At 44.8% G+C, this 26277-nt stretch carries 15 protein-coding genes, 1 pseudogene and 1 riboswitch; of the genes and pseudogenes, 7 read left to right on the top strand and 9 right to left on the bottom strand.

Annotated elements, in window-relative coordinates:
* Positions 1-257: 257 nt before the first annotated feature.
* Positions 258-10607 carry a C80 family cysteine peptidase gene (locus NX720_RS04760; RefSeq protein WP_262599747.1) on the bottom strand — a complete coding sequence of 3450 codons (10350 nt, stop codon included), beginning with the start codon at positions 10605-10607 and terminating at the stop codon, positions 258-260.
* 462 nt (positions 10608-11069) lie between these two features.
* On the opposite strand from NX720_RS04760, the gene NX720_RS04755 reads away from it, so the two are divergent.
* The gene (locus tag NX720_RS04755) at positions 11070-12032 is read left to right on the top strand and encodes a Tim44 domain-containing protein (RefSeq protein ID WP_262599746.1); all 963 of its coding nucleotides are present in this window, start codon (positions 11070-11072) and stop codon (positions 12030-12032) included.
* Between the two features lie 109 nt (positions 12033-12141).
* Here the strand turns inward: NX720_RS04755 and NX720_RS04750 are convergent, their stop codons facing one another.
* Positions 12142-13242, bottom strand: a complete 1101-nt coding sequence (locus NX720_RS04750; RefSeq protein ID WP_262599745.1) for a hypothetical protein — start codon at positions 13240-13242, stop codon at positions 12142-12144.
* A gap of 167 nt (positions 13243-13409) precedes the next feature.
* Positions 13410-16331 carry a hypothetical protein gene (locus NX720_RS04745; protein WP_262599743.1) on the bottom strand — a complete coding sequence of 974 codons (2922 nt, stop codon included), beginning with the start codon at positions 16329-16331 and terminating at the stop codon, positions 13410-13412.
* A 135-nt stretch (positions 16332-16466) separates the two neighbouring features.
* Here NX720_RS04745 and rlmF point away from each other — a divergent pair, with 135 nt between their 5' ends.
* On the top strand, positions 16467-17423 hold the full coding sequence (gene rlmF / locus NX720_RS04740; protein WP_262599741.1) for a 23S rRNA (adenine(1618)-N(6))-methyltransferase RlmF: 957 nt from the start codon (positions 16467-16469) through the stop codon (positions 17421-17423).
* Between the two features lie 75 nt (positions 17424-17498).
* Positions 17499-17606: riboswitch (TPP riboswitch) on the top strand.
* Positions 17607-17704: 98 nt separating this feature from the next.
* Positions 17705-18700: an ABC transporter substrate-binding protein gene (locus tag NX720_RS04735; protein ID WP_262599740.1), complete on the top strand. Its 996-nt coding sequence runs from the start codon at positions 17705-17707 to the stop codon at positions 18698-18700.
* A gap of 117 nt (positions 18701-18817) precedes the next feature.
* On the opposite strand, the gene tnpA is transcribed toward NX720_RS04735, so the two are convergent.
* Positions 18818-19246, bottom strand: a complete 429-nt coding sequence (gene tnpA, locus NX720_RS04730) for an IS200/IS605 family transposase (RefSeq protein ID WP_262595354.1) — start codon at positions 19244-19246, stop codon at positions 18818-18820.
* A 65-nt stretch (positions 19247-19311) separates the two neighbouring features.
* On the opposite strand from tnpA, the gene NX720_RS04725 reads away from it, so the two are divergent.
* Complete coding sequence (locus NX720_RS04725) at positions 19312-20484, top strand: RNA-guided endonuclease InsQ/TnpB family protein (protein ID WP_262599738.1); 1173 nt, start codon at positions 19312-19314, stop codon at positions 20482-20484.
* A gap of 288 nt (positions 20485-20772) precedes the next feature.
* Here NX720_RS04725 and NX720_RS04720 read toward each other — a convergent pair whose 3' ends face one another.
* A complete protein-coding gene (locus NX720_RS04720; RefSeq protein ID WP_262599737.1) occupies positions 20773-21033 on the bottom strand; it encodes a hypothetical protein in 261 nt (86 codons plus the stop codon).
* A gap of 404 nt (positions 21034-21437) precedes the next feature.
* Here NX720_RS04720 and NX720_RS04715 point away from each other — a divergent pair, with 404 nt between their 5' ends.
* On the top strand, positions 21438-21827 hold the full coding sequence (locus NX720_RS04715; protein ID WP_262599735.1) for a hypothetical protein: 390 nt from the start codon (positions 21438-21440) through the stop codon (positions 21825-21827).
* A gap of 31 nt (positions 21828-21858) precedes the next feature.
* On the opposite strand, the pseudogene NX720_RS04710 reads toward NX720_RS04715, so the two are convergent.
* The 4 genes and pseudogenes from NX720_RS04710 to NX720_RS27470 form a co-directional block, all read right to left on the bottom strand.
* Positions 21859-22179, bottom strand: a pseudogene (locus NX720_RS04710) (transposase); the annotation flags it as partial.
* A gap of 96 nt (positions 22180-22275) precedes the next feature.
* The gene (locus NX720_RS04705) at positions 22276-22875 is read right to left on the bottom strand and encodes a DNA-3-methyladenine glycosylase I (RefSeq protein ID WP_262599733.1); all 600 of its coding nucleotides are present in this window, start codon (positions 22873-22875) and stop codon (positions 22276-22278) included.
* The gene (locus NX720_RS04700) at positions 22872-23939 is read right to left on the bottom strand and encodes a hypothetical protein (RefSeq protein ID WP_262599732.1); all 1068 of its coding nucleotides are present in this window, start codon (positions 23937-23939) and stop codon (positions 22872-22874) included. The genes NX720_RS04705 and NX720_RS04700 overlap by 4 nt, the downstream gene beginning before the upstream one ends.
* A gap of 52 nt (positions 23940-23991) precedes the next feature.
* Positions 23992-24288, bottom strand: coding sequence for a hypothetical protein (locus NX720_RS27470; protein ID WP_449757780.1), 297 nt, complete (start codon positions 24286-24288; stop codon positions 23992-23994).
* Positions 24289-24478: 190 nt separating this feature from the next.
* Here NX720_RS27470 and NX720_RS27000 point away from each other — a divergent pair, with 190 nt between their 5' ends.
* Positions 24479-24952: a recombinase family protein gene (locus tag NX720_RS27000; RefSeq protein WP_404831081.1), complete on the top strand. Its 474-nt coding sequence runs from the start codon at positions 24479-24481 to the stop codon at positions 24950-24952.
* Complete coding sequence (locus NX720_RS04690; protein ID WP_404831049.1) at positions 24840-26090, top strand: RNA-guided endonuclease InsQ/TnpB family protein; 1251 nt, start codon at positions 24840-24842, stop codon at positions 26088-26090. Before NX720_RS27000 ends, NX720_RS04690 begins: the two co-directional genes overlap by 113 nt.
* Positions 26091-26277 lie beyond the last annotated feature (187 nt).

Raw genomic sequence — 26277 nt, 5'->3', positions numbered from 1 at the left:
TGGTGCTTGATAAGTCTATGTATTGGACAAAACGTAAAGCAGGCCCAAAAAAGATATTTCATCACTTCAAGAGCATGAGTTCAGAAGCACCTGTCGGAGTAAGTCCAAGCCAAGCCGAAAAAGACTCTTTTGAGGGCGATAATGTTTATTCAGAGCTGGACGTTAAAATAGCGTTTTTTCACCACAGAGATCGCACAGTCTGAAAGAAAAAGTGTTTTTCTTTACTCTGCGCGCCTCTGTGGTAAAAAGGAAATCATTTATGAAAAAGATCCACCGACACTGGCTGTTGCGTTAGCAGAGCGGCTCATCAGAGTACTGGTCAGATAAGGCGATGATGTCTGATGGTTTTCGGCGGTAAAACCAGACATATCGCCCTGCGTTTCCCTACGAAAAACAACCATATTTTGTTTCAGTATCCCTAGCCGTTGTTCAACCTCGACCATGTGATCTTTTTTGTCCCTGTTCTGCGCAATGTAGTCCAGTGCACTATCGATGCTGTCTTGGACGTGGGTGACAATATCTTTGGCGGGTTCGCTCCTTTCTGTTGTACGCACTGATGGGTCAATGGTTTTTGTTTCTCCATTGGCGCTCGCTGTTGGGCGTATCAGTGTTGTTGTGGGCTCTATCATCGTATCAGGGCGATCAGCAAGGGTTGGGGTCGCGGCTAAGGGTGCTGTAGTCATGGTTGCTGTTGGTTGTACGGGGGGGGTGATGGAGGGGGAGCCTTTCAGAACGCTATCACCGTTAAACCAGCCGTTAACATTATCCACCCTTTGACCGTTGCTGAAAAAATAGATGGCACTCAGGCTTTGCGGTGATAACCTTGCGATAAAACGATAGTGCGCTGTACCAACAGAGGTATCCCGAATAAAAATATCAGTTGCTCTATCCGGACTGTCTGCTTTTTGGTAGCCGGTGTTTCCAAACGCTTTAAAAAATACGGGTTGAACCTGCCCCGGATTCAGATCCTCAATAAGCAGTGTAATATTTCTGGCTTTAAACAAATCAGCCCGTGAATTTTTAGATACAATGACAGACATCCTGCCCAAAGACGGGTTCACCATGACTTTGGTATTTTTCGAAAGGTCCAGAATATCATCACCCGAACCGCTATCCACAGTAACCGGAGCAGGATTCAGGATGTGCCGAATCGCCCTTTTCTCTGAGGTGTACACTTTTCCTGTAACTCCTTGTTGTTCACCCTGAAAGACCTGAATAAGGTCATCGCCCAGCCCACCCTGAACGGAATACGAAGCACGGCTATTTTTAACCATGACAGGGATGATATTACTTAGAGCATTCCCCATAAATGTAAATTGTGATACTGGCACTTTCCGGGCAGAAATCCACGTCAGGGGGCGCTCCGCTAACCAGTCACGAACTTCGGTGAGGGTTTTATATCCATCGGTAAAATAAAACCCACGGTAACGGCCTAAAGGCTTAGCGGTCAGTAAGGTAGCCAGCGAGGGTTCCTGTACATACTGACCTTTGACCAAAAGGGTTAACTGAATCGATGTGCCACCTCTCCCTGAACCAAGAATAAAGGGAGATTCGGTATTATCCATTTTATTCAGATGAAGGTCTTCAAAGGCATAAGGCAGTGCCAGATATAGGGAAGAGCTGAGTGTTTTACCGTCCGCCTTTTTCATGAGGGTAAGGGTGAGAGCGCAGGGTTTTTCAGGAACAGCCTCTATTTTATCAATCAGATGACCCTTATAGGTTATGTGCCAATGTCTGGTATATGTTGTGGGGTACGCTGTGAACACCAGAGAGATATTCAAATCTTTTTGATCCAGATTATATAGTTTTGCATACAGTTGTCGCGGTAATTTTTGTTGGTACCAGTCAGGGTGGAATTTTAAATATGTGTTTTTAGTGTGTGGCCTTTCAGTTTCTTTTGAGGTGGAAAGATAAACCGGTATGTATCTGTTGCCAAGATCCGGACTGTTAATTAAGAACGAAGGAAAGGGAACAACGTCTGCCGGTGTATTTTGAACGACCATTGCTGGAGAAGGGGCAGCACCTGACAGTGTATTTTGAGTCGTTATTAAGGTTTCCCCTTTGCTGGCAGTGGATGCAGGATTGATAACGATTTGTTTTCTTTTATTTCTTTTATTAAATATAACCTTGTATTTAGTTATGCCTTTTGTGTTGAAGGGCTTGATGTCTTTTAGAGTGTATTCGTCAGGAATATCAATTTTTAACAGATAGTCTTTATGGAGAGTAAGCTCAGCCTTGTTTTCTAACAAACTCAAACTAACGGGGAGTTGCCAGGGCGTGAGAGAGCGTTCTTTCAATTGTTGCAAAGACAGCTCAAGGCCATCGAATACCAGATTCGTCTGGCCGGTTTTAAATTGTAAATACTCGTCCTGATGTTTGTTCGTGGCCTTCCAGGGCAGGTACAGGCTGTTCCCGGTAAAGGCATGTGTCAATATTAATGACTGTTTTCCCAGCTCAGAATAGAACTCATTGGCCGAAAGGTGGAAGGTAATCGTCTGCGTAAAACGGGGAGTGTCTGTCGTTGCGCTTTCTATGATCGCCGTATTATCAATGGTGATGGTTTTATAGTTCTCCATCATTGCGCGACTGATCGTATAGCGGTCATTGCCTCCCCGGCCTGACAAATGCAGAGTCCCCTTTTTTCTGCCAACAACAATGTCTGGGAAGCGATCATCACCCGCTGTACCTACAATGGACAGAGATTGTTTATCCTCGTTAGAGGTGACCTTGGCAAAATTCCCTGCTATGTGCTGGTCAGTCTGTTTTTGGTAAAAAAGCGTCTTGCCCGAAAGGTCCGTAAACCAGGCGGTAGTATTTTGTCCATCGTTGCCACTGCCAATAAACAGACCTTCCCCTTTGAAGGCGTAAGTCCCTGTTTCTGCCAGCGACGATTGGGTGGCCTGCCAGACACTGATATTCAGGAGATCGTCGGACACTTTGACATTGATAACCGGAGCCGTACGGGTGAATGGCAGCTCAGAAACGGCTGTCACCAGAGGTTGCAGCGTATCTTTCAGGGCCCGGGTCAGTACATGTATGCCACATCCCTCCAGGAGCTCTTTAGCATCGCTGATGGATTGGATTTTTTTATCCGGGTTTTTGGTCACCTCATTGACAATGCTTTTGCTGTATTCATAAAAATTTTTGGTGATATCCATTTCTATCAGAGTTTTTGAATCAGTATCGACCCGAAATACATTGCCGGATTCATCGGTTCCATACAGTTGCTCATGACGCAAAAAAAGATGCTGATATTGGTATGAGTCCTTGTTATACAAGGCCATTGGCGGAAAGTAACGTTTGCTATCTATTGCATGTGGCGACTCATTTCTTACTGGCAAAACCATTGTTGCAGACGGTCTTACAATCGTTCTGCTGGGTTGTATAATCGCTTGAGACGAAGTTTCCTGTGGGTTTTTAGTCGTCAGGTGGTCAGGCAATGTTGTAGAGTAAACCTGTCCGGAGATTTTTTTATAGCCATACAATATGTTTTGCGATGCATCAAAATCAAAAAGTGTAATGTCTTTTTGGGTCGTGTAAATTCTGCGCTTATCTTTGATATACCAGCTGCTTAGTACATCATTGCTGGATTTTAATGATTTCGGGATAAAATGAAAAACAGGTAAAAAAGAAGGGACAACGCCAGAGTCTTGATATAGGCCAGTAGTATAATGAGAAACGACATCCTGTATTTTTTTCTCAAAATCAGCATCTGTCAATTTCAACCATTCCGGGTGAGGGTTAATGGCAGTAATACTCCAGTGCTTTATGTTCGGCTCAATAATTACATTGTGGCTTTTTAAGGACGCCAGATTGTCAAAGGTGTCTTTGTTGAAGTGGAAGATTAATCCGTTGTTATTAGTAATTTGAAGTTCATTACGTTCATTATGATAAAAAGCGTGATGTATAAATAGCGCTTCTTTATTGTTTTCTGTCCCAAAAAAGATGGAAATCTTCCTTGGAATCCATGCTGATATTTTATAATTGCATGGAGTTTGAAGGGAGTATATTCCATTGTCATTATTTCGGTCTTTACTGTTGTATCTTAGTAGTAAATAGGTGTCACTTTTTTGGAGGGAGCTGCTTTTGCAGTTGTGACTTGAATAAAATGGCAGAAAATCATAATTTGGTATGCAGTCGGGTATGGTTTCGAGATTGTGCAATCCTTTCGGTGCGCTGGTTTCCCAATGAAAGACAATGAAGTCATTTCTACAGGCGTTCCATAATAGAGCCTGACCTTGCCCCCCCATGGCGTTCGGGTCATAAAATCCTGTTCTGAATGGATGGTTGGGATACAGAATGGCAGGGGTAATGCGCTGATGACGAATAACTCTACCTGAACGCAGTGCATCCTCGATCATCAGTTTATTGGTGTGTCCAATACTCCTAAGCTCTTCTATTGATTTAGTGTGTTTCAGGCTGCTCCAGTCCATCGCCAAAGGAACGACTCTTGGCAGTTTCGGGAAGTCCGTTCTGCCGCTGTCAATAAATGTTAATTCATAGTAGTTATGATTCGTACTTTTTAAGATATATTCATCATGCTCTCCAGCTTTCAGGCTGGCTTCAGAGTAAGTGCCGGGAACTCTGAATAGCCTCAGGCCATTGACTGGGTTCAAATAATAAAGTAAATGCCTGTCCTCCCTGTTGGTCAATAAATACCAGCCTTCACTGACAGAACCCGTGAAGATATCCGCAGTAAAACTGATATCTTCAGCAGCCGGAGTTTCACGCAATAACGCATAATCATCTTTATAGATATATTTTTGAGTCAATGGTGGAAAAGAGAAAGCCATGTCAAACTTAAGTTCTTTTGGTGTTTCTGGCTTCAGGTCGTACCATTTCCATTTTTCCAAACTGATGAGTCGTGGTGGAGGAATAACATTACTGTCTTGTCCATCATAAGCCCGTTTATATTTTCCCAGTAGTTCAGGACTAACATCTCTGGCGGGGTAAAAATATTTAAATCGACCTGACACTGTATCAAAGGCATGAATAGTTTTGCCTTCACTGGAAAATACAAATATGGGTAAAGATTTTTTTCCAGGCGTTCTTTTCAGGTTGTAAAAATTAAATAGCCCCTTATTGTCATTATTATTCGTGGTCAGGTAAGCATGGTCCGCATTATATTGATACTGACTTAACTGGACGGTAGAATTCTTACCCGTAATAACAATCTGCCAGGTTTCTTTGCCATCGTAGTGAATATTGACTTTGCCTTCATAAGGGGTCACCACCCTATATAGCTCAGAAGTACCGGGATAAGCGTGAAAGTTAAATGTTATTTCTGTATCCGGTATTTTAAATTCCTGTTCATAGTTTGCCGTATGTACGGTGAATATCTTACGGGGAGTGGTCTTTTTAAATGGATTATTTACGTCGTTTAAAACAAAGACCTGTGTATGTTTGTTCTTACAGGTTTCCCCCTGGTTGCCAGGCCCATCCGAGAGCCTTACTGCGTCTCTCTTTCTTCTGCGGCGTCCTGCTATAGGTGAATCGGGTACTCGCCAGCGATAAACAAAACCAAAGTGAGAGTTAATGCTGTCTGTTCCGGAATATCCGGCGGATGCATACATAAGCATTTTCCAGCCGTTTCTGCCCGACTCTCCCCAGCCCCAGGTATTGGCACCTGATACACTAATAGGGTCACTGTCCCATTTGTTGACCTCTATATCCCCCATGGCGGGTAAAATAACTTTTTTTATTTCCTGGTCAGAGAAGGGTATGTTCGAATTCTCTTTTAATTGTTTTAAAACCATATTCTCTGATAAAAGATTAAAAGTATCATCAAAGACCTTAACATTAACTGAGGGATTGTCGGCGCAATTAACACCATTTATCCGCCGGCTTACCGCAGGATCGGAGCCCGAGAAAGTATCGTAACGGTAGTATTCATTCCTTATCTCATGAATTAATATCTCCCCATACTGTACGGTACCCTGGGCAAAATTAATGCCGGTTGTTGGTGCCAAACGTAATAAGTTGACGGTAACGGGTTCCAATACCTTTACGCTTTTATAGTAACCCGAAGAGGTACATAAACGTTGCCAGGGTTCACATCCACCATCAACCCATTCTCTTCTTATTTTTCCAAGCCATTTTCTCGTCTGGACAGGTTTGGAAAGCAGGTCCAGTGTCTTTGTTTCGTTATTCCAGGCACCGTCAAACACCAGGTCGTTATATAACTGATCCCACACCTCCATGTTTTTATAGAATTCGCTTTCCCAGGCATCCTTTTGCATGAAATGCAGTGCAATGATCGATGCGACTACTGTCAGAGGAAGGGTAATAACACCGGCCGCCGTCGAAATGGCAACGGCGGTTCCGGCACTGATAAGTGCCCCCCCAAGTACCTGGGCACCCAAAGCGGTCAGGCCTGTTACGGTCATTGCCGTATTGAGGCCCAGCATAGTGCCGGATTGTTCTCTGCAGGATGCAGTCTGGCAACGACTCAGGCTGGCCGCATCAAAGCCCATTCCAATACCGCTGGTAATGACATTTAATAAGGGGCCTGCTTTGCTCACACTCTTTATCGCCAGTGTGGCCGCCGTTCTTCCGCTAGCGCTGGTTGTCTTTGCCAGGTATTTATTAAGAGAGTGAGCGATTCTTTCAGTCAGGCTTACCGCTTCTTTCCCTGTTTTCAGGGCGACACCGTATTTACTTACCGTCAGAGCGATGTCTGCGACTTCAAGTAGCTCGCTGAGTGTGCCGTACACAACCTGGGCTTCAAGCAGCCGGCGATCTGCGGCGGAGAGGTCAGGCTGGTTTTTCATTCCCTGTGCAGTACTCTGGGAGCGCAGTTCCTGATAAATCATCATACTGACCGAAAGGGCAATACCGAGCCCGTCACTGGTCTTGTCCATACTACTGCCGGTGGCAGGCTTACGTTGAGTATCTTCCAGTACCTTTCGGTTGCTCTGTATATTTTTATTTACGGATTCGATGGAGTTAGCCAGCAGAGCATCGGTTAACTCGATGGTTTGATAATTTTTATTGGTGGGGTTGTAGAGTTTTATTGTCCATAATTTTTGCCCCGGGCGTTCTGCTTTTTGTAGAGAGGCAAGAACCGGAAAAACATCAGTGCTTAACGAGTGCCGTTGATAAAAGGGCTTTAACCGGCTTTCAATTATATCCAGATGATGCTCTATGGTTTCGAATTCATGCGCCTGCCGGACTGGCAGAGAATTAAAAGCTGCATTTTCTTTACTCTTGATCAGTTCATACTGAGGCTTTGGTCTGGCCTCCTGATTCTGAGAATAAAATACGGTTTCGACAATGGGGCTGGTATTCTCTAATATCGGTCGGTCAGTAATAATGGCGCCTTCCAAACCTCGTCTTTCAATTTTCATTGAACTCTGGTCGGGTGTCGTTCCTTCCGGGTTAGCCGTACTGTAAATAACTGAATCACTGACCGAATTCAGCGATTTGAGACCGCTATTGTCAATAAGCGTTGAAAGCGCTTCGTCGGTCATACCGGTGGCGACAATCCCCAGTTGACCAATATGACCGCCCACTGTTAAGGATTCGATGACTTTTGCAGGTAGCGAGCCCGACAGCGATTGAGAGGTTCCAACAACCGTTACTTTATTCGAGCGCCCCCCTGCAATCAGATAGACGACCTTGCCAGTCGTGGAAACCAGAACGCCTTTATCAGGAATAAACTGCAATACATTGACACGGGCACCTGATTTATTTGCCATAGCCTGTGCCGCGGAAAAGGACGCATCATCTAAAGCGATGACATTGTGGTGACCGATTTCGCCTGATAATTTATTGCCCGCATCAGCGCGGAGCAAAGCATTCAGCTTACGTACTACTGTAGTCAGGGCAGAATTGCTCCCGGTGTCAACCAGGGCTATATTCTTGTAATTATCTTCAGCCATAAGAATCTGTGTTTCGTGGTCTGATAATGACCATAATGATTCTACGGCGTCATCGATTTTTCTTGCACAGCTTGTTAATGACCGTTTTTTTCTATTTGAGCTGCAGGAGGCGCCTAATGGATTATCGATTAAAATAGATTCATGGAGTTCAGGGTAAACTTTGGTTGAACTGTCGGCTAAAATATTGCCTGGAACTTTAAAGGGTTCGAAGAGTCCTTCAAATATTCGTTGCTTGAGCTTATTAAAACCCACCTCCCTGTCAGGAAGTTTGCTGAACATATCATTAAGTATTTTTACGGGATCATTTTTTATAACTTTATCCGATGAGAGATACTCAAAATAATAGTATTTGGCAATCGCATCAATCCATTTCTGTGAATTTGGGGATGTTTTAGCAAGGTCTAAAGCGTGGGCAACCCCTTCAACGTATCGGCTTGAAGTATCTGTAAACCGGATCTTTCCGATAAAATTACCATCTCGCATACCCAGTGCCAGAGCATTCATGTCTGCAGGTATAACTATACTCCCTTTGTTTAAATCTTCCGTAAGTCTGTCCATTACACTATCAGGAAAGAGAGGTGTATCTTTAAGAATTAGATGAATTTGATAATCCTTATAACGCTCAGTCGTCTTTTGTTCTTTCAATTGTCCGACAGCAGCACCAGGTTTAAATTCTCCTGAGATTCGCCCCTCATCGTTTAACCAGGTTTTCAGAACGGTGTCTTCTTCCTTTCTTTGAATAATGTTGTATTTGCCTTTAAAAAACCTGTACATCATTAAACCAAAGAAGTCTAAAGAGGTTATTTTGTTACGACTGGTTACAAACTGAGCTTTTTTATCTAAATTATCCAGAGCCTTTAAAAGACGGCCGCCATAAGATTTTTCCAGAGCATCCGGATTGATATCAAAATTTGGTTTTACATAAATGTGAGGCGTTTCCAGATTACAGGTTAAAAGTGATATTTCTCCCCCGTACCCGTGGTCGAGAATTAACGGTGCGATAATATCTTTGGCCAGATTCTCAGGAGTAATAGAGCTTATCTGCATGCTCTCTTCACCTTGCCCCCTGCCATGCCCGACAATTACAATTTTTGTTTTTGCCCCCACTGGGCGGTATTTTCCTTGCATGGTAACAAGCTGGCGTGCGTCTTTATCCCAAATGAGCCATTGGGAGTACTCCGGATCTTTCGAGTAAAAAATAGCGCTACTCTGAAGAACAGTATGGTCATTGCCTAAAGTGATAATAACCCGATTATCGTACGTTCTTGTTTTTTTAAGCTCGGATCTCTGAATGGGCACCCAGTCAAGGTCAAGTTTTGTAAAGGCTTCGGTATCTACCGTGAATGTAAGATCCGGAGAAAAGACCTCGGTTTGACTGATTTCTATATTTCTCTGGTAAGCGGCGATGCCTAGCCAGTGGCCATCGGGGTCTGTTTCGGGATAAAAGCCTCTGTAAGGGAATCCTGTTATTGCTGCTGACACATTACTGATATAAGCCTTTCTGGTTTCTGTATCAGGACTTTGGATCTGACTGCTTTTTAAACAGTTGTGCAAGGCATGCTCTATTTTATCCGGTGTGTAAATGCCTTTATTGTCGGCATTGTAGGATGTGTTGCTGATCAGGAGCAGGAATTCTTCTCTTATGGCTCTTAGTATTTCTCGTGCCCTGGCGCTATTTTTGGCGCCGATTGGCAGTGTTTTTGTGTGCTGCTTCGCAGGTTGTGCTGCGATAAAAACAGATTGCTGATTTGTATCAATGGGATTTAAAGGTTTGAAAAAATTTATTGACTTCGTTTTAGTAATATTTTGTCGTATACGATCCACAAGATCGGCGTATCCCAATCTTGTAAGTTCATTTACATAGCTGTGCTTATTCTGCTCCAATGATAGCGAACCTAATGACGGCTGTTCATTGCCGTGCTCTTTTGCCAGGCGGTCAAGCAGCAGTTCAAGCCTGGCTCCTTCTGCCACAGGCTTGTGAATGGCTGGAATCCTATCCAGTTCTGAATCCAGAGAAGTAAAAATCTGTTCATTTATTTCGGGTAGAATATCGAGAGGAATGGCGATGCCTCCTCCTTCGCTGGTTAACACAGAAAGCTGGGTGATTTTCTCCCCTAGATCCGCGTCGTTATGTTTGTAGGCGGCACGTTCGTAATAGCTATAAAGCTCAGGATCAGCATGCGCTAATGTATCCCTTATATTGCGGACTAAAATTCCCTCCTCCCTAAATTCCCATTCTATCTGGTTTTGGACGGTGTCAATAGCTTCAAGGTCATCTCGGCTGACACTGTGTTGCTCAACCAGATAATCAGCAACTGCCTTTTTCCGTTTATTATCTTTCGTTTTTATCTGTCGGGTTGCTATTTCAGCTTCTGCGTTTTCCTGAGCATCCCTGAAGAGCTGATGCACTTCTTGCTTGGCTGTATTGCCCAGGATATTTAAATATCGGGCATTTTTCTGAGAATAGATATTCTCAATCTCATCATAGGTTTTCTTAGCCAGTACCTTGGATTTCAGGCCATCATAATTACTTTCGCTGTCCACCCATACGTTAACGGTATAACCACTGTAACGTTTCCAGAGATGGATAATGCTCGCCTGACGCCGGGTCAGTGGCCTGACAGAAATTATGTGCAGGGCTCCCTGTTTATCTTTTGTTTTTTCGACCGGGGCTGACTTGTGATCTGAGGCTTTATTTTTTTTGAGCTGATTCTTTCTTTTAGGCATGACCTTAATCCTGAATTGCGACTACAAACATTGGTAGTAGTTCGTCCCTCTGATTACATGCCTCAAGTCGTAAGATTTGACACGAGGTCGCTTCCTGATCTTGTAACTTATGGTTTGTAGCGATATTTAACTTTAGGTATTAATCATTGATGAAAGTAATTTTGCAGGTTCATATCCCATGGTCAAACTTGTTATAGCGAACGACAACTGACCGTGGTCACTGAGATAAACCCCATACAGGTTAGTACTATCAAAAACACTTTGCTGAAGTATTTCTTAGAAAATGAATTCTTTTAAAAGAACTGTCTTATGCTGACACAGTTGAGAAGCAGGCAGGTACGTTGTTTTATTTGGCGCTTACTGCTGAAATGCTGGAATGTTAAATTTCAAATTGGTGTGGTTACGGGTTGAAAAATTCACTCATACCCATAGGATAGGAACTCCACAAGAGGTGAATAGTGAATGAAGAAACTTGCTTCGCTGATGGCCATGTTAATGGTTTTCAGCCTTGCCATAACGGCTCCCGAAGCTGAAGCCAAGCGTTTTGGCGGCGGCAAAAGCTTTGGGCGCTCGTTTAAAACGGCACCGGCTCCCCAAAAACCGGCTTTTCAGCAGAACCGTGCTGACCGGCAACAACAGAATACCAACAGCGCTCAACAGAAAAACAGTCGTAAGGGAATGCTTGGCGGTTTGCTGGGTGGCTTACTGGCTGGCGGGCTGATCGCTTCCCTGCTGGGCGGTGGTGGTTTTGGCGGCATCGGGATGATGGATATTCTGATACTGGGGCTTCTCGCCTTCATACTGTTTAAGGTGTTCCGTAAAATGAACCGTGCGAAAGCCATGGCGGGCAACCACTCGGGGGCTTCCCGTCAAGACCAGCCTTTCGGTCAGGGCACCCAGAACTATCGCGATCAGTTGCAGGACCTGTTCAACAAGGACACCCCCGAAGAGTCTCGTGATGCTGACTTTAACGATACCCCTTCAGGCTCTGACCCTTCCGGGAGATCCGGTCCAGAGGCTCAAACGGGTTTCGCTGCCAGCGATGTGCCTATGAATGTACCCTCTGACTTCAACCTGAATGCTTTTCTGAACGGTTCCAGGGATCATTACCGTACCCTTCAGGAAGCCTGGAACCGAAGTGATTTCAAAACCATGCAGGAGTACCTTGATCCGGAACTGTTTAAACAGATGAAACCGGTTCGTGAACAGTTGCAGGGTGAGCAGCATACGGAAGTAATGTTTGTTGACGCTGAGATGGTACGTGCCGATTACACGGCGACGGTAGCTCAGATCAGTGTTCGTTTTACGGGTAAATATCGGGATACGGTCGAAGGCGTGGAAGAAGATATTACCGATACCTGGCATCTTGAACGTGACCTGACCCGACAGAATACGCCCTGGCGGATTGTCGGGATTGAGTCCTGATAGTTGATCGTTTCATTTTTTGACTTTCTGGTTGGGGCGAGCGGATGCGTTTATACCCTCAACCAGAGTTAAAGTCACTTTAGCAATAGAAAACCACCGTCTTTTAACTTCAGAGCTCATCCCTCAGGATAAAGTCACTTGACCTGTATAAGGGTTTTTCATCGCCTTCAGGAGGGATCAGTATTATCTCGATAATACTGTAGATTTTTGTTTGAACAGCACCATTAACGGGTAAGAGGCTGATCGTTCGTGGATATCTCGCATCCATCCTGAAGTTTAATGCCCCTGATCTGGCAAATCTTATATTGACAGCGGATGTGAAATTTATATCTCCCTGCATATCCCTGGGTAGATTCAATGGGCCACTCAAATCTGCGTGATATAAGCTCCTTTGGTCATAATTACGGAAAGGATCAGGCTTTTTGGTTAGCTTCAATATCAAGCTGGAAAGGGGGAGTGTTGCCCAGGGTTGTTTTATAATTGCCGCCGCTGCCGGCCCGAAGTCCGGCGATCTCCCACCCGACTGGGATGAATTCGCCACTATCATAAAAAACAGAATAGTCAGAGCAATAAATGCTATATAACCGGAGGTTTTTTCATTAAAAGCCTCTTCATAGACTCTCCATTCTGACACTTCCGCTCCCAACGAATGTTTTTTGAACACAGCCCAGTTCATAGTTTGCCTGATATTGAAACCATAGGTGGCTTCATATCCATCACTGGCGGAGATTTCCTGTAAGCCTGACGTTTCAAAAGGGATATACCATATCTTGTTGTCTTTTATTTCCAGAACTTTTATGGCTCCATATAACAATTTATCCGCCATTTCATTGATGGTGTACCCTTTGCTCGAATCAGAAAGAAGCGCCATATCAATACATGATTCCTCTTCTTCTAAACCCACTCCCTTCTCTAAAAAACGTGAATAATTATAATCATTCAAATCAGAGTTTGAACTGGAAGCAGGTTCAAAAGGTGCAGCGTTCTCAACAAAGGGATTGCAATAAGACCTGCCACACTCAAATACCTGAAAAGGGAATTTCTGGCAAAGTTTTTTATAATCTTCCGGATTTTTTGCACCAGTGTAATCACTTTTGCTGTAGGTGTTTTCGGAATATGGTGCTGCTCCCGCAATCGGAACACTCTGTATCAGAAACGAGACAACACCAGGAAAAAGAATACCCAACCGATACCAATACTTTTTTTTCACGATACTCGACTCTCAAGTTTTTCCCTGACCGAATAAACGGAGATTTGAATTTTTAGTGCTGGTCTCGCTGCCGCCACTCTGACTTCACAGTTTCGCAGAGCCTTCGTTGTGGCAGCAGGCAGTCAGCTGATCCAAGCGTGGTGGATACTTCTGATTTCCGCAACTATTTACAAGTTTTTTGCGTAGTGCTTAAGGCTGGCAGCCAGTTCTTTTTGATCCTTCCGCTTTAATTCTATACCCGATCTCTGTAACCACTGGTCAATCATTGTTGCATTTGGTTTAGCGCCCTTTGGGCACTGTTCACAGATCGTGACCAAAGCTTTGGCCTGTTCAAAGGCTTTTACCCGTGATCGTGCAAACAATCGGTAAAGCACTCTTGGTCTGAGCGTCTTATCCATTTTCTGCAACTTGTCGTTTAGTTCATCAAGTGCTTTTTTTACATTCGTTGTTTTTCGCTGACCGGCAGGCGTAAGTTGTCCTTCTGCGGTTTCAAGCACCTGATACAAAGGGTTTAAGATGGTAGCTGCCTGCTCAGGCATTATTTGTTTATTGAACACCATGGTCATTAAAGTTTCTGAGACCTCACTGCTGGCGGTTGACATATTCTTAAGTGGGCTATCCTGCAGGTTCGTGGTTAAGGACTTCAGGTGAGTCAGATGAGATTTTAATGCCTTTAACTTTTTGGGTCGTTTAGCGTGCTGCGTCAGCAACTGGTTTTCCAGTTCATTCATAGCATTGGTGAGCTGAATGACGTCTGTATCAATCTGTTTTCTGACCTGCAAATGGAAGTCAATGGTATCCTTGTTTTCCTGAGCCAGCTGGCACGCATTGTGATACAGATTGAAATCTTTCAGAAAAGCCGTTTTATAGTCATTTAGCAGCTCGGGTGGAAGCGGTAAAATCTCCCAGCTTCTGGTTAGGGGGTCAAAGTGAATTCTGTCGTCAGGGAGTGATTGTCTGAAGGCGTCCGCAATGGTTTTCTGGGGGTCAGTGGTGCTGTTCAAAAATGCCCTGAAGTTTTTGTCGTTCAGGGTTTCTGGTGTGAGAGTCATCTTCACTGAGCTGGATACTGCACCTTTTTTGCCCTCAACCGGAGTTAACGTCACTTTGGCAATACCCTGTAATGCCTGGTTTAAGTCTTTTTCAAGTTCCTCTGGTTTTTGCTTATTGGATGCGAATATCTTTGGTAATTGTGTTGTTAGTGATGTGTGCAAAAGAGCAGTTAATTCCTCAAAACGTTTGGCAGACGTTTCTTCGGCATGTTCTTTTATAGACTCAGGATATTCACTCATCAGATAAAACAGGGCATCCCTGCCTGCCTCAATGCCGCCTACTTCATAATCCATCTTTACCCTGAGAGCCTGTTGTATATCCATAAATCCGGGCATATCCCAGTCATACAGTGATTGTGAAATAGCATGTACTTCTTCGAACGTTTTTACTTTGTTCATTATCTTGGATAAAAAGTCAGGGGATGAGAAATTCTCAGAGGCGACCTGTATCATTGCCGAAGCCAGTTTCTGGTCGTTCTGTTCTTTGCGCCCTTCAAGAAACTCTGCCATGGAAGAATACATTTTCAGGGAAGCATTGCTTGAGACTAACTCCGGTTCATCGGCTAAAAACGCACGGCAGACTGGATTAAGCAAGTGAAGAAAATGGGGGGCTGATTTGGGGCTGCTGGTCAGAACGGGCAGAATAGTTTCTGGCAGGGTTTGTTCCAGCTGTTGTAAATAAGCCAGCTGCTGGTCAGCGTTTTCAACGGCCTGCATCCATTTTACCGTAAGCTCCGGGTTTTCAGTGGTTTTAATCAGGTCTGGCAGTGACGTCAGTGCTTTCAGGGCGTCTTTGCAGAGTTCAGGCGCCTGCTGTTCCTGAAGCCGACTCTTTTCTAATGCCAGTTTCAGTAACGGTTCCAGACGGCTGTGATGCTCGAGGTTTTCCGACAGAAAATGATGGAGCTGCTGTTGAGCCTGCTGACGGTCTTCCGGGCTGCCTGCGTGGTTAATAGCGGCGACTTTGGCTTTCAGTGTCGGGTTCCTGATCCGGGAGGCAACCCAGGCATCAAACTTTCCGTTTTTGACGCTTTCAACTTTTACGACCATTTCCCGGCATCGTTCAAACAGCTGAATGGCTATCAGCTGGTTTGAGGGGATGTCTTTTTTGTCGATGGATCTCAGACTCATGGACTGCAATTGTTCAAACGCGCTATTAAAAATGCTCTGCCAGGTTGCCAGAGCCTCGGCGTTATCATCAGAAACCTGTGCTTCCTGTATCCATTGCGGCAGGAGCGTCAACAGTCTGCCAAGCTCTTTAACCGAGCTATCCAGCGTTGTTTTAAACGTTTTGGCTTTAGATTGTTTTAAGTTTTGTATCAGGGTTGCCAGCAGTTGTTCAGGGTTTTCCGGAGGAGGCTCACTGAAAGCAGGTGCTGCATTTGTTGGAGCAATGCCCGGCAGTGTGGGCGTTGTTGATTCTGATGGCAGGGCTTGTTCTGGCGGGACAGGGGTCGTTGATTCGTTTAATTGCGCTCTGGTTTCCGAGATAACAGCTGATCCCTTTGTCATCAGGTTTCTGAGCTGAGCCATGCAGTTCCGATGACTTTTTTTCAGAAGCGGCCACTTTATCGACTTCTCTAATACGTTGAGCTCCTCCAGTATGGGGGTAAGTTTATTGTTGCTGACCATAACGCTGTCAGCGTTTTTCTTTTCAATACGGTCTTCGACAACCAGTTGCGCCACCCGCTGACGGTAGTGATCGAACAGGGTATTGAGACCGTTTTTAATAGTGGCGATGGTTTGCTTTAGCTGAGAGCGGGGTATGTCTGCTTCCGGTTTATCGGACAAATCGGCTACGTTTTTAAAATACCGGTTTTCTATTTCCAGAACCTCTATGTCCCAGTCATCCAGAGGGCGGTTTACGGTTTGGTCTGTCTCCGGGGAAATGTATTGCGGGTTATCATCGAAGGGATGGACAGAACGACTTCCGCCTGATGCCTGAAACAAGCCCTCTGAAGGTGCTTTTGGTTCCTTCCCGTCTTTTATCAAAGGCTTCGAATTGGAAGAAGGTCTTCCAGCAGAAGGTATCGACATGTTAACGCTTCCAGAGAGTTGTTTCTGTTGTTCTTATGAATGTCGGCAGATCGCTGCGACTTCGGATATTAACAGGCGTTTTTCATGGGTTTTCAGACTAAACTTTCCCCTGTTTCATTTTCATTGGTCATTAATATGTCCGGTAAGCGCCCAGTCGCTCAGCTTCATCCCCGCAATATTCATCAGGGTCGCTATAACATTGACGATCTCTGTTCCTGTCATCCGGAGCTTAAAGCCTTTGTTAAAGCGAACCCCCGTGGTGATAAAACCATCGATTTCTCTGATCCACAGGCCGTGGTCTGTCTGAATCAGGCATTATTGAAACGACATTACCAGGTTCGGCACTGGTCGATTCCAGAGGATTATCTCTGTCCTCCTATTCCGGGGCGGGCTGATTACATCCATTATGCAGCGGATCTGCTGGGGTCAGTAAATCTGGGTAGAGCCCCGGTGAAGGTTCTTGATGTTGGCACCGGCGCTAATCTGATTTACCCCATTATTGGTAGCCAGGTCTATGGCTGGCAGTTTGTTGCCAGTGATATTGACCCGGTGTCGGTTGAGTCGGCAAAGACGATCGTTAACCGTAATAGCAATCTGTCTGACAAGGTGAAGGTTGTTCAGCAAAACAACCGCCAGCATTTTTTTTACAACATCATTGGGAAAACCGACCGGTTTGCCCTGACCCTGTGTAACCCACCTTTCCATGCTTCAAAGCAGGAGGCCGAGGCAGGTACGGTGCGTAAATGGAAAAACCTGAAAAAGTCAGCCGTTAAACGTGGCGGTCAAACCCACGGAGCTCTTAAAAAGCAGCTGAATTTTGGTGGGCAAAGTAACGAGTTATGGTGTGATGGGGGCGAAAGTCGCTTTCTGACGGATATGGTGAAAGAAAGTGCTGAGTTTGGCCGACAGGTATTCTGGTTTACCAGTCTGGTGTCTAAAAAAGACAACATTGCCCCTTTGCGTAAAGTGCTGGAAGGGGTGGGTGCCAGACAAGTGAAAGTCAGGCCAATGAGCCAGGGGCAAAAGGTTAGCCATCTGCTGGCCTGGAGTTTTATGACGGTTGAGGAACACCGTCATCCAGAGTCGCTTTAAGAGAAAACCGGCTATTTTCACTACTCACAATGTTTGTATAGACACTGTTCGTTTCTATCTAATCTATACTATTGATCCAGTGACGCAGGGTGCCTGTTTGATGTGTAAATTACCAGGCTGAGAATATACCTGTAGAACCTGATCCGGTTAGTACCGGCGTAGGGACTGTCGTGGAAAGGATATTTTTTAATGCAGCTTCTCCTTGGGGTTGTAACAGGAAGACGGTGTTCTTTCAGGCTGAATGCGTTGCTATTCCTTTAATAGTATTTATGGGTTAACGCATGTCAGACATAACTATCTCTAAGGCTCTCCCAAAGACCAATACATCCAGACTCTCCCTGCTGCTGAACTGGTACGCCAATCCCTATCACACCCCGATTTTCATGGCGCACTACCTTGGGTTTTACGAAGAAGAAGGTTTGTCGCCGGCCATCATGGAAACGACTGACCCTTCTGATGTGACGGACTTAATTGGTCAGAACAAGGTGGATATTGCCCTCAAGGCGATGATTCACACCTACGCGGCCAGGGCTAAAGGGTACAAAGTGGTCTCAACCGGCACACTGTTCCATGAGCCGCCAACAGGCATTATCTTTTTGAAGTCCAGTGGCATCAGTGGCTTTGAAGATATCCGGGGTAAAAGGATTGGCTATATTGGCCGTTTTGGAAAAATCATCATTGATGATCTGGCCCGGCGAGCGGGCATAGAACCGAGTGCCTATGAAACGGTTCGGGTTGGAATGAATATGACCGATGCCATTCTTCAGAACCAGGTGGATGCTGGCATGGGAATAGGCTGTTTTCAACAGGTAGAACTGGAACAGAGCAGTGGCCAGGAAACTGGAATTCTTCGGGTAGATGAGCTGGCTGGCCTGGGCTGCTGCTGTTTTTGCAGCATATTGTTTCTGGTTAATGAAGAGTACCTTGCCCACAACGAGGACAAGGTTCGTCGCTTTATGAAGGCAACCCAGCGTGGTGGTCAGTGGACGCTGGAAAATCCGGAAAAAGCCTGGGACCTGCTCTGTCAGAACATACCCCGCTTAAGAAACGACACTTTCCGCAAGATATACATCAGCTGTCTTCCTTATTTTTCAAGGGATCTGGTCAATGTTGACCGCGACTGGGACAAGGTGGGTCGTTATGCGCAGGAACTGGGCATTACCGATGAATCCATGCAGGCTGATAGCTGTTACAGCAATGAGTATCTGCCGGAACGGCCTTATGCCGCTTTCCAGCCTGTGGATGGCAGTTATCTTTCTGAGGTGAGAGCTTCCTGATCGTTTCTGTTCTTTACTCTCTGCTTTTAACATTGGAAGCCTGTTAGCAAAATCGTCGTAAACCCTCGCCCAATGCGGGCGGGGATATAAGACGGGAAGGCGCAGAGCCTTCCGCCATCAATCTGGTGTACTCTGGCTATTAACGTAGTCCTTCAGAGTCTCGATAGTTGCACCGCCAGCACTGCAAGCAAAGTAAGACCTTGACCACATTAAGCCTGCTTTGCTCTGAGCAGTAAGGTGGGTATTCAGCATTCGCAACCGTCTTGATGATGTTGATTTGAGATTATTTACCATGACACTGATAGCCAGTTTTGGTGGGTAGGCCACCAACAGGTGTACGTGATCTTTTTCGCCATCCATTTCAAGTAACTGGCATTCCAGTTTTTCACATGCACTCTCGAACGACTCCCGTAACTGCTTGATCATATAGCCATCAAAAAGCTTTCGCCTGTACTTTGTCGTGAACACCAAATGAACAACCAGCTTGGTAACGCTATGTCGTTTGCGAAGATACCCTTTAAGCAAATCTTTATTGTGTGCGCTCACTTGAAAACCTCTTTCAAATACCTGTAATATAAACTTTATATTAATGAGCACTGAAATAACGTTCCATGCTGAGAGCCACCAAAGTACGAATCTATCCAACATCAGAGCAGGCGGAATTTCTCGACCGTCAGTTTGATGCTGTGCGGTTCGTATGGAACAAGGCCCTGGCTATTAAGGTTCATTATTACAAGGTTCGTGGGCAGAGCCTTTCTCCCAAAAAACACCTGAAGCCCTTGCTGGCAAAAGCCAAGAAAAGCCGAAAGTACTCATGGCTGAAAAACGCTGACTCTATTGCACTGCAACAGGCCACTATCAATCTGGATACGGCCTTTCAAAACTTTTTCAATCCCAAATTGCAGGCAAGATTTCCTCGCTTCAAGAAAAAGCATGGCAAGCAAAGTAGCTACCATTGTACGTCTGTCTCTGTGGGCGATAACTGGATAAAAATCCCCAAGTGCAAGCCCATAAGGGCTAAAGTGCATCGTGAAATAGTGGGTAAGGTGAAGTCTATCACCCTGAGCAGAACGCTAACCGGCAAGTATTCTGCCTCCATATTGGCTGATGATACCCAGGAACAACCAAAACAGATTGATAATCTTGAAGCTAATCAGGTTGTCGGTGTTGATATGGGGATTACTGATCTGGCTATCACCAGTACCGGCCATAAGACTGGCAATCCTCGCTTTCTGAAAAAAGCACAACGTAACCTGAAAAGAAAACAACAGGCTCTATCTCGCTGCAAGAAAGGCTCAAAAGGTAGGCACAAAGCCCGTTTATTGGTGGCAAAGGCGCATGAGCGTGTAGCCTTTGCCCGTAATGATTTTCAGCATAAGCTATCAAAACAACTCATCGACGAAAACCAAGCGGTGATTGTGGAGACACTGAAAGTTAAAAACATGCTCAAGAACAAGCGTCTTGCTCGTTCTATTGCTGATGCTGGCTGGCACTCACTGATAACCAAACTCGAATACAAGGCAAAGCAGGAAGGTAAACATCTGGTGAAGATAGACCAGTGGTTTGCATCCTCTAAAACTTGCTCAGTCTGCGATTTGAAACAGGAAAAAATGCCATTGAGAATCCGATCATGGGAGTGTAGCTGTGGTGCTATCCATGACCGGGATATTAATGCAGCTCGCAATATCAAGAAGCAAGGCATATTGAAATTAAAGGCGGAAGGACTGTCCGTTTCTGCTGATGGAGGCTTGCGTAAATCCGGCAGACTGTCGGTTGCTGCCTAAGAAATCAGAAGCCTCACCCGATAGGGTGGGGAGCAGTCACCAGGCTTCCTTTGTTGGCTGAACTATAAGCTGTAAATGAGAAGCCTTGAATACCAATGCATATTAAATATGACGCATAAACTGAAAAAATAGGTCTGACAGCATTAAATGAAAATTAGACAAAAAATTCTAAATATACTCGTATGATAATAAGATCTTAGGTGATATTAAGAAAAAAACCTTTTTATTTGTAGATTTTGTAAGTACTCAAAAGCCGGTATATGAAGAGGAAAAAACTAAATTTGTCGTCTAAACTTCAAACCCATGATTACTTTTCCTCCTGAAGACCTTTCCCCCAGCCTGCTTGAATACATAGTCAAGCATCAGGAATTGATTGCCCGGCTCCAGGATCGGATAGAGGTTCTGAAAAATGAAATCATCCGCCTGAAAAAGCTCAACCCAAAACCCAACATAAAGCCCAATACCAAGCCACCAGACGACAGCGGTTCCGATGACGGGCGGCAATGTCGCGACACCTTTGCCAGCCTTAAGAAAACGTGTCGCCAGCATGGTCTTTCATTTTGGGATTATCTGACAGACAGGTTAAACGGCACCGGTTCGTTTCCGAGACTGGAGGATGTTATTGAATACGCTTCTTGCTGGCTTCCGTGTGGTCAATGTAGGGGTTATTGAGTAATTACGCATGACTAAACTCATTTTTCCCACCTATAATCTAGACTCAACTGAGTCCCGATGGAGACAATGTATTTTCAGTGACGGCAGCCGGCACACGATTCAGTCTCTTAAATATGCTGGTTTTTGCTCAGGTATGGTGGCGGTCTGGATAAAAAAAAGTATCGCTTCAAATGGGAGAGGGGTTCGTGAATATGAAGAGTTGGATCCTTATTATTATAGAGGAATAGGAATAGGAATAGGAATAGGAATAGTCCAGTCGGCTTACGCAAAAAAAAACATTGTTTGACTCCAAAAATCAGGGTTACGGCTTTGGCCTGATTTATTTATTGCAGAGCCAACACCTTATTACTCAAGCGTGTATTACTGGAAATGGTTTTTTCAGTGTCGAAAGCATTGTCAACTGGGTATTAAGCGAGCCCGGACACTACATATTGTTGTTCTTCAACGAGAGGGGTAGCGACTCATTGAATAACGGTCACACAATAGGTTTTCGTTATGAGCGTGACGTTATGCAGATGTTTGAACCTAACCATGGACTTTTTGAATACACCGATCGAGAAACGTTTATCTCACACTTAAGTTCATTGACTCAAAAAGACCTCTATAGAACCATCTATACAAAAATGGGAGGAGATTGGTATCTCCATAGGGTTGCATCGGAGACTTAACCTGACCTCGCTGTTCAGAATTTTTGCCTCGTCAGCAAAATCTGTGGGTAGTTTCTGGTTCAGGTAGCTTGCCAAGCGCATGATATAGGGCGATTTCTGCACATCTATAGGTTCTGAATCCATACGATTTTCTCGTAGTGAGTTTTATCTTGGTATTCAAACCCTCAACAATTCCACTCGAAAACGGCTTTTTTGCCCTGAACCAGTTCAGTATAAGCGGCTTATGTCGTCGAACAGTTTTGGCCACCTTCTTCATTGGGTCTATCTTTGACCGCATGACTCTTATGCACCAACGATCCAGATATTTTCTTGTCCAATGTGGTGAGACGTAATCCCAGAACACCTGAAATTCTTATTTGAGCAGACGAGTACAGCATCTACAACAGGCTTACTGGAGTTGCTTTTAAGCTAACTCCCTGAAACCCATAATGAGCCTACACTTTATGCGTCAAACAAAATCCTTCGCACAGGCTCTGTAGGAAATACACGACACAAGATGATCATTCACCATCCCCATCGCCTGCATATAGGCATAACAAATCGTACTGCCTGCGTATTTGAAGCCCCGTTTCTTCAAGTCTTTGCTCATGGCGTCTGACTCCGGGGTGGTGACGGGAACCTCTTTCATGGTTTGCCAGTGGTTGATGATGGGCTGGTGGTTAACGAACTGCCAGATATAGGCATCGAAACTACCGAATTCTTCCTGCACTTTGATAAAGGCTTTGGCATTGGTGATGCCACTGTTTATTTTTAAGCGATTACGAATAATGCCTTTGTCGTTTAAAAGTCGCTCCACATCGGTTTCGTCAAACCGGGCCACTTTCTGCACATCGAAACCGGCCAGTGCGTTTCGGTAACCTTCACGCCGTTTGAGAATCGTCAGCCAGTTCAGCCCGGCCTGTGCGCCTTCAAGAACCAGGAACTCAAACAGGGTCTGGTCATCATGGCAGGGGACTCCCCACTCTTCATCGTGATAACGAATATAAAGTTCATCGTTTGTACACCAGTGGCAGCGCTTCTGGCGGGTGAATAGAGTTTTGGCGTTCATAATTCTTCAGACCGCATAGGCAGGGTCACTGTGCCATAGTGCATAGAGTAGTTTGGCGCTTCCCTGAGGGTCTTCAATATGTCACTTTGTTTGGAGGGGAGAAAGAATAGCACAAAAGACATCAGGCCATGACAGGCTGCCAAACCGTTGTAGTAGAACTTTGTGTCAGGCCGTTCAGACCCTAAAGCAATAGAAATGCTTACCAGGCCAGAAACGATATTGAAAGCCAAAAGCATCCTTAAATCTGTAAGATATGCCAATAGATTATCTATCTTCCATTTACTCCTAACGTTGTAAATCACTACTTTTTCAAGTTTGTCCAGGGAGGAGGCAAGACGGAAGCCATGGGAAAAATAATCCTGTTCCAGAACTATTTCAAGAGGGCTGGCATCCGGAAGATAAGGTATTTTCAATGTTGTATAACTTGAAGAAGGCCATGCAAAATCACTCACAAATTTCCGGGAAGAAGTTAAATTAGTGAAATTAAGCAAAAACTGGGGCTGCAGAGCTAAAGACAGTGCCAGTAATTCGGGTTGTTGTTCGAACAATTCATAGTCCTTATCCAGCTGCAGGTAGGTGGTGTACTCATTCGTCTTCGACAGATCGCCAATCTTTATACTGTATTTTGTATTAGTACCATCCAGTCTTTCTGAACTGATATCCTCAAAGGTAATCCGGATAGGGTTTGAGTGAGAAGGTCTTAAGGTGTTTAAGTAATAACGTGAGCCCCACGAGGCGTGCTCATTTTCGTTCTGTGTTTCTTTTGGAATGCCTTCTAACTCAATAGTACAACCTGAAAGAAAGGCTTTTGCCTTCCAATTGTCTGTTGCCTTTTCACAGCCTTTTGAATAGCTAACAAAGCCTATCTGGCCATACTCGTCCCAAAGCTCTGTTTTTTTGAGTTTGGGTATACCCTGTGAAGCAACATACAAAATAAAGTCCGAAAGTTCTGTTTTTTTGAGTTTGGGTATATCCTCTGAAGCGGCATACAAAATAAAACAGGGGCTCAAACTGATAATAAGAACAGTCAATATCGCCTTACTTTTTTTGGTCAGGTAAGTCATAACGCTCCGAAAATCATTTAATCAGTAATATTGCAAAGCCCGGAATTTAACATTAAACCGGACGGGCTAGCCGATTTTGCCTGTGAGAGAGAGCAGTATAGGCAAGTCTCCGGACACCGCCATCCCCATCGCCTGCATACAGGCGTAACAAATCGTACTGCCTGCGTATTTGAAGCCCCGTTTTTTTCAAGTCTTTGCTCATGGCGTCTGACTCCGGGGTGGTGACGGGAACTTCTTTCATGGTTTTTTGCCAGTGGTTGATCATGGCACTGTTTATTTTTAAGCGATTACGAATAATGTCTTTATCGTTTAAAAGTCGCTCCACATCGGTTTCGTCATGCTGAGCCACTTTCTGCACATCAAAACCGGTCAGTTAAATAAAAATGCAACAATCGCAACATAACTTGTTATACTGACAACAACATAGATAGCCAGAGGCGTTTATTTTGTGGGTATCCACAACCAAACTTGCCAAGATTGAGGGCGTAACAACCCAGACAATAAGGCGAAAGATCGAAAGCGGTCATTACGAGAAAATAATGCAAACGAGCGGGGGTCACTACCGCATATTCATCAACCAGCAGAGGAAGATATGCTATGCAAGGGTTAGCTCAGGGAAGCAAAAATCTTCCATTGCTACGCAAAGGCGACGCTTGCTCGAAAGGCATCCTGACGCAGAATTTATCAGTGACATTGCCAGTGCTTTCAACTTTAAACGAAAAGGACTGCAAACCATTCTGGAATCAGCGATGTGCGACCATCCAACCCACATTGTGGTTACCACAAAAGACAGGCTCGCACGATCAGGATTCGAACTTATCAAGTGGCTCGTTGAATTATCAGGAGGACAAATCGAAGTTTTGGATGACTCGAATGGTTCCGGTGAAGCCTTTGATATCCATGAGCTTATCGGTTTCATTACCTCGTTCTGCAACAGCCACTACGGAAAGCGTTCCGCTAAAAGGCGCAAAGATCGTAGCATCAAAAAGGATCAGAATTTACCCGGAGAATGAACCGGCCTACAGGGATGCACTTGCTCTTTACAGGCGTTCTTACAACCTGGCTGTAGAGCGGTTCCGCAATGACAAATACAAGGACGAAAATGGTAAATTTATTAATATGCGCCCGTCGATAAAGGCTCAGGTGGAGAAGGAGCAAAAAGACAATGGACGGGCTTATAACTCTATTATTTCAGATAATGGAACACTAGCGGCAGCGACAACATTCAAGTCTGTTTGCAGTAAAAACAAAAAACTCAAAGGGGCAAGTGGAGGTTTCTCAGAAATAAGTTTTAAGAGCCGTAAAGGAAGCAGGCACTCATTCTCTATTGATAGACTGCCAAAGGGATTGAACCCTTGCGTTAATGCGTTGGGCAGAATCCATCTAACGGAAGAAGTGCCTGCCGAAGCCATTGGTAAATCATGCGTTATTACCTGTGACAAAGGGCGCTGGTTCATTCAGGTTCAACAACACATAGAACTCAATGCCGATATCCAAGGCGCAGTGAAGTGTGTTGGGATCGACCCCGGAGTGCGAACTTTTGCTACCTGTTTCAGCGATAAAGAGGCTTTAATTGCAGGAAATGACTTTGCCAAAGAAAAGTTGTTCCCGCTTATGAAACGAGTTGACAATTTCATTGGGCAAAAACAAAAGATTCTAAACACCCAAAAAGGCATAAAGTTTCCTGACATGCCTCAGTGGGCGCAGGATCGTATTGTCAACTTTGACAAAGAGATTAACCGCCTCAAGTGCAAGAAAGATGACATTATTCTGGACTTGCATAACCGACTGGCGTTCGAGCTTGTATCCAATTATGACGTTATCTTTCTGCCGTCTTTCGAGACGAGGGGTATGGTCACACGAAAAGACAAAAAGGTGCGTACCATACGCCGGAATACCTGCCGCCAGATGCTAGATCTCAATCATTACGGGTTTAAGGTGCGTTTGAAGTGGTACGCCAGAAAGTACGGAAAGCACGTTGTGGATTGCAATGAAGCGTACACGTCAAAGACCCGCTCATGGGATGGCAGTATTGATGATCGGCTTGGTTCATCAAAAGTTATAAAAGGCAATGGTTTCACCGTTGACAGAGACATCAACGGTGCGAGAAACGTCCTTCTTAAAAATCTAACAAGGCAGCTTGAGCCTTAATCATAACAACGAATGTTGCGTTCGTTGCGGTTTTAATCAAGAGTGCGTTTTGAAGTGGTTATAGTTCTCCGGACACACAAACGCGGGTAATATGAGCCCCAATCAACGTGGTTCTTATGCCACAGGTGAAAGGCTTGTCCATCTGGCTGGCGAATATTGGTCGTACAAAATCCGACTCTGACTGATT

Origin of the sequence: Endozoicomonas euniceicola (assembly GCF_025562755.1) — a bacterium.
GTDB classification, from domain to species: Bacteria; Pseudomonadota; Gammaproteobacteria; order Pseudomonadales; family Endozoicomonadaceae; genus Endozoicomonas_A; species Endozoicomonas_A euniceicola.
The sequence above is the reverse complement of the archived record's forward strand: the minus strand, read 5'-3'. Positions and strand labels throughout refer to the sequence as shown.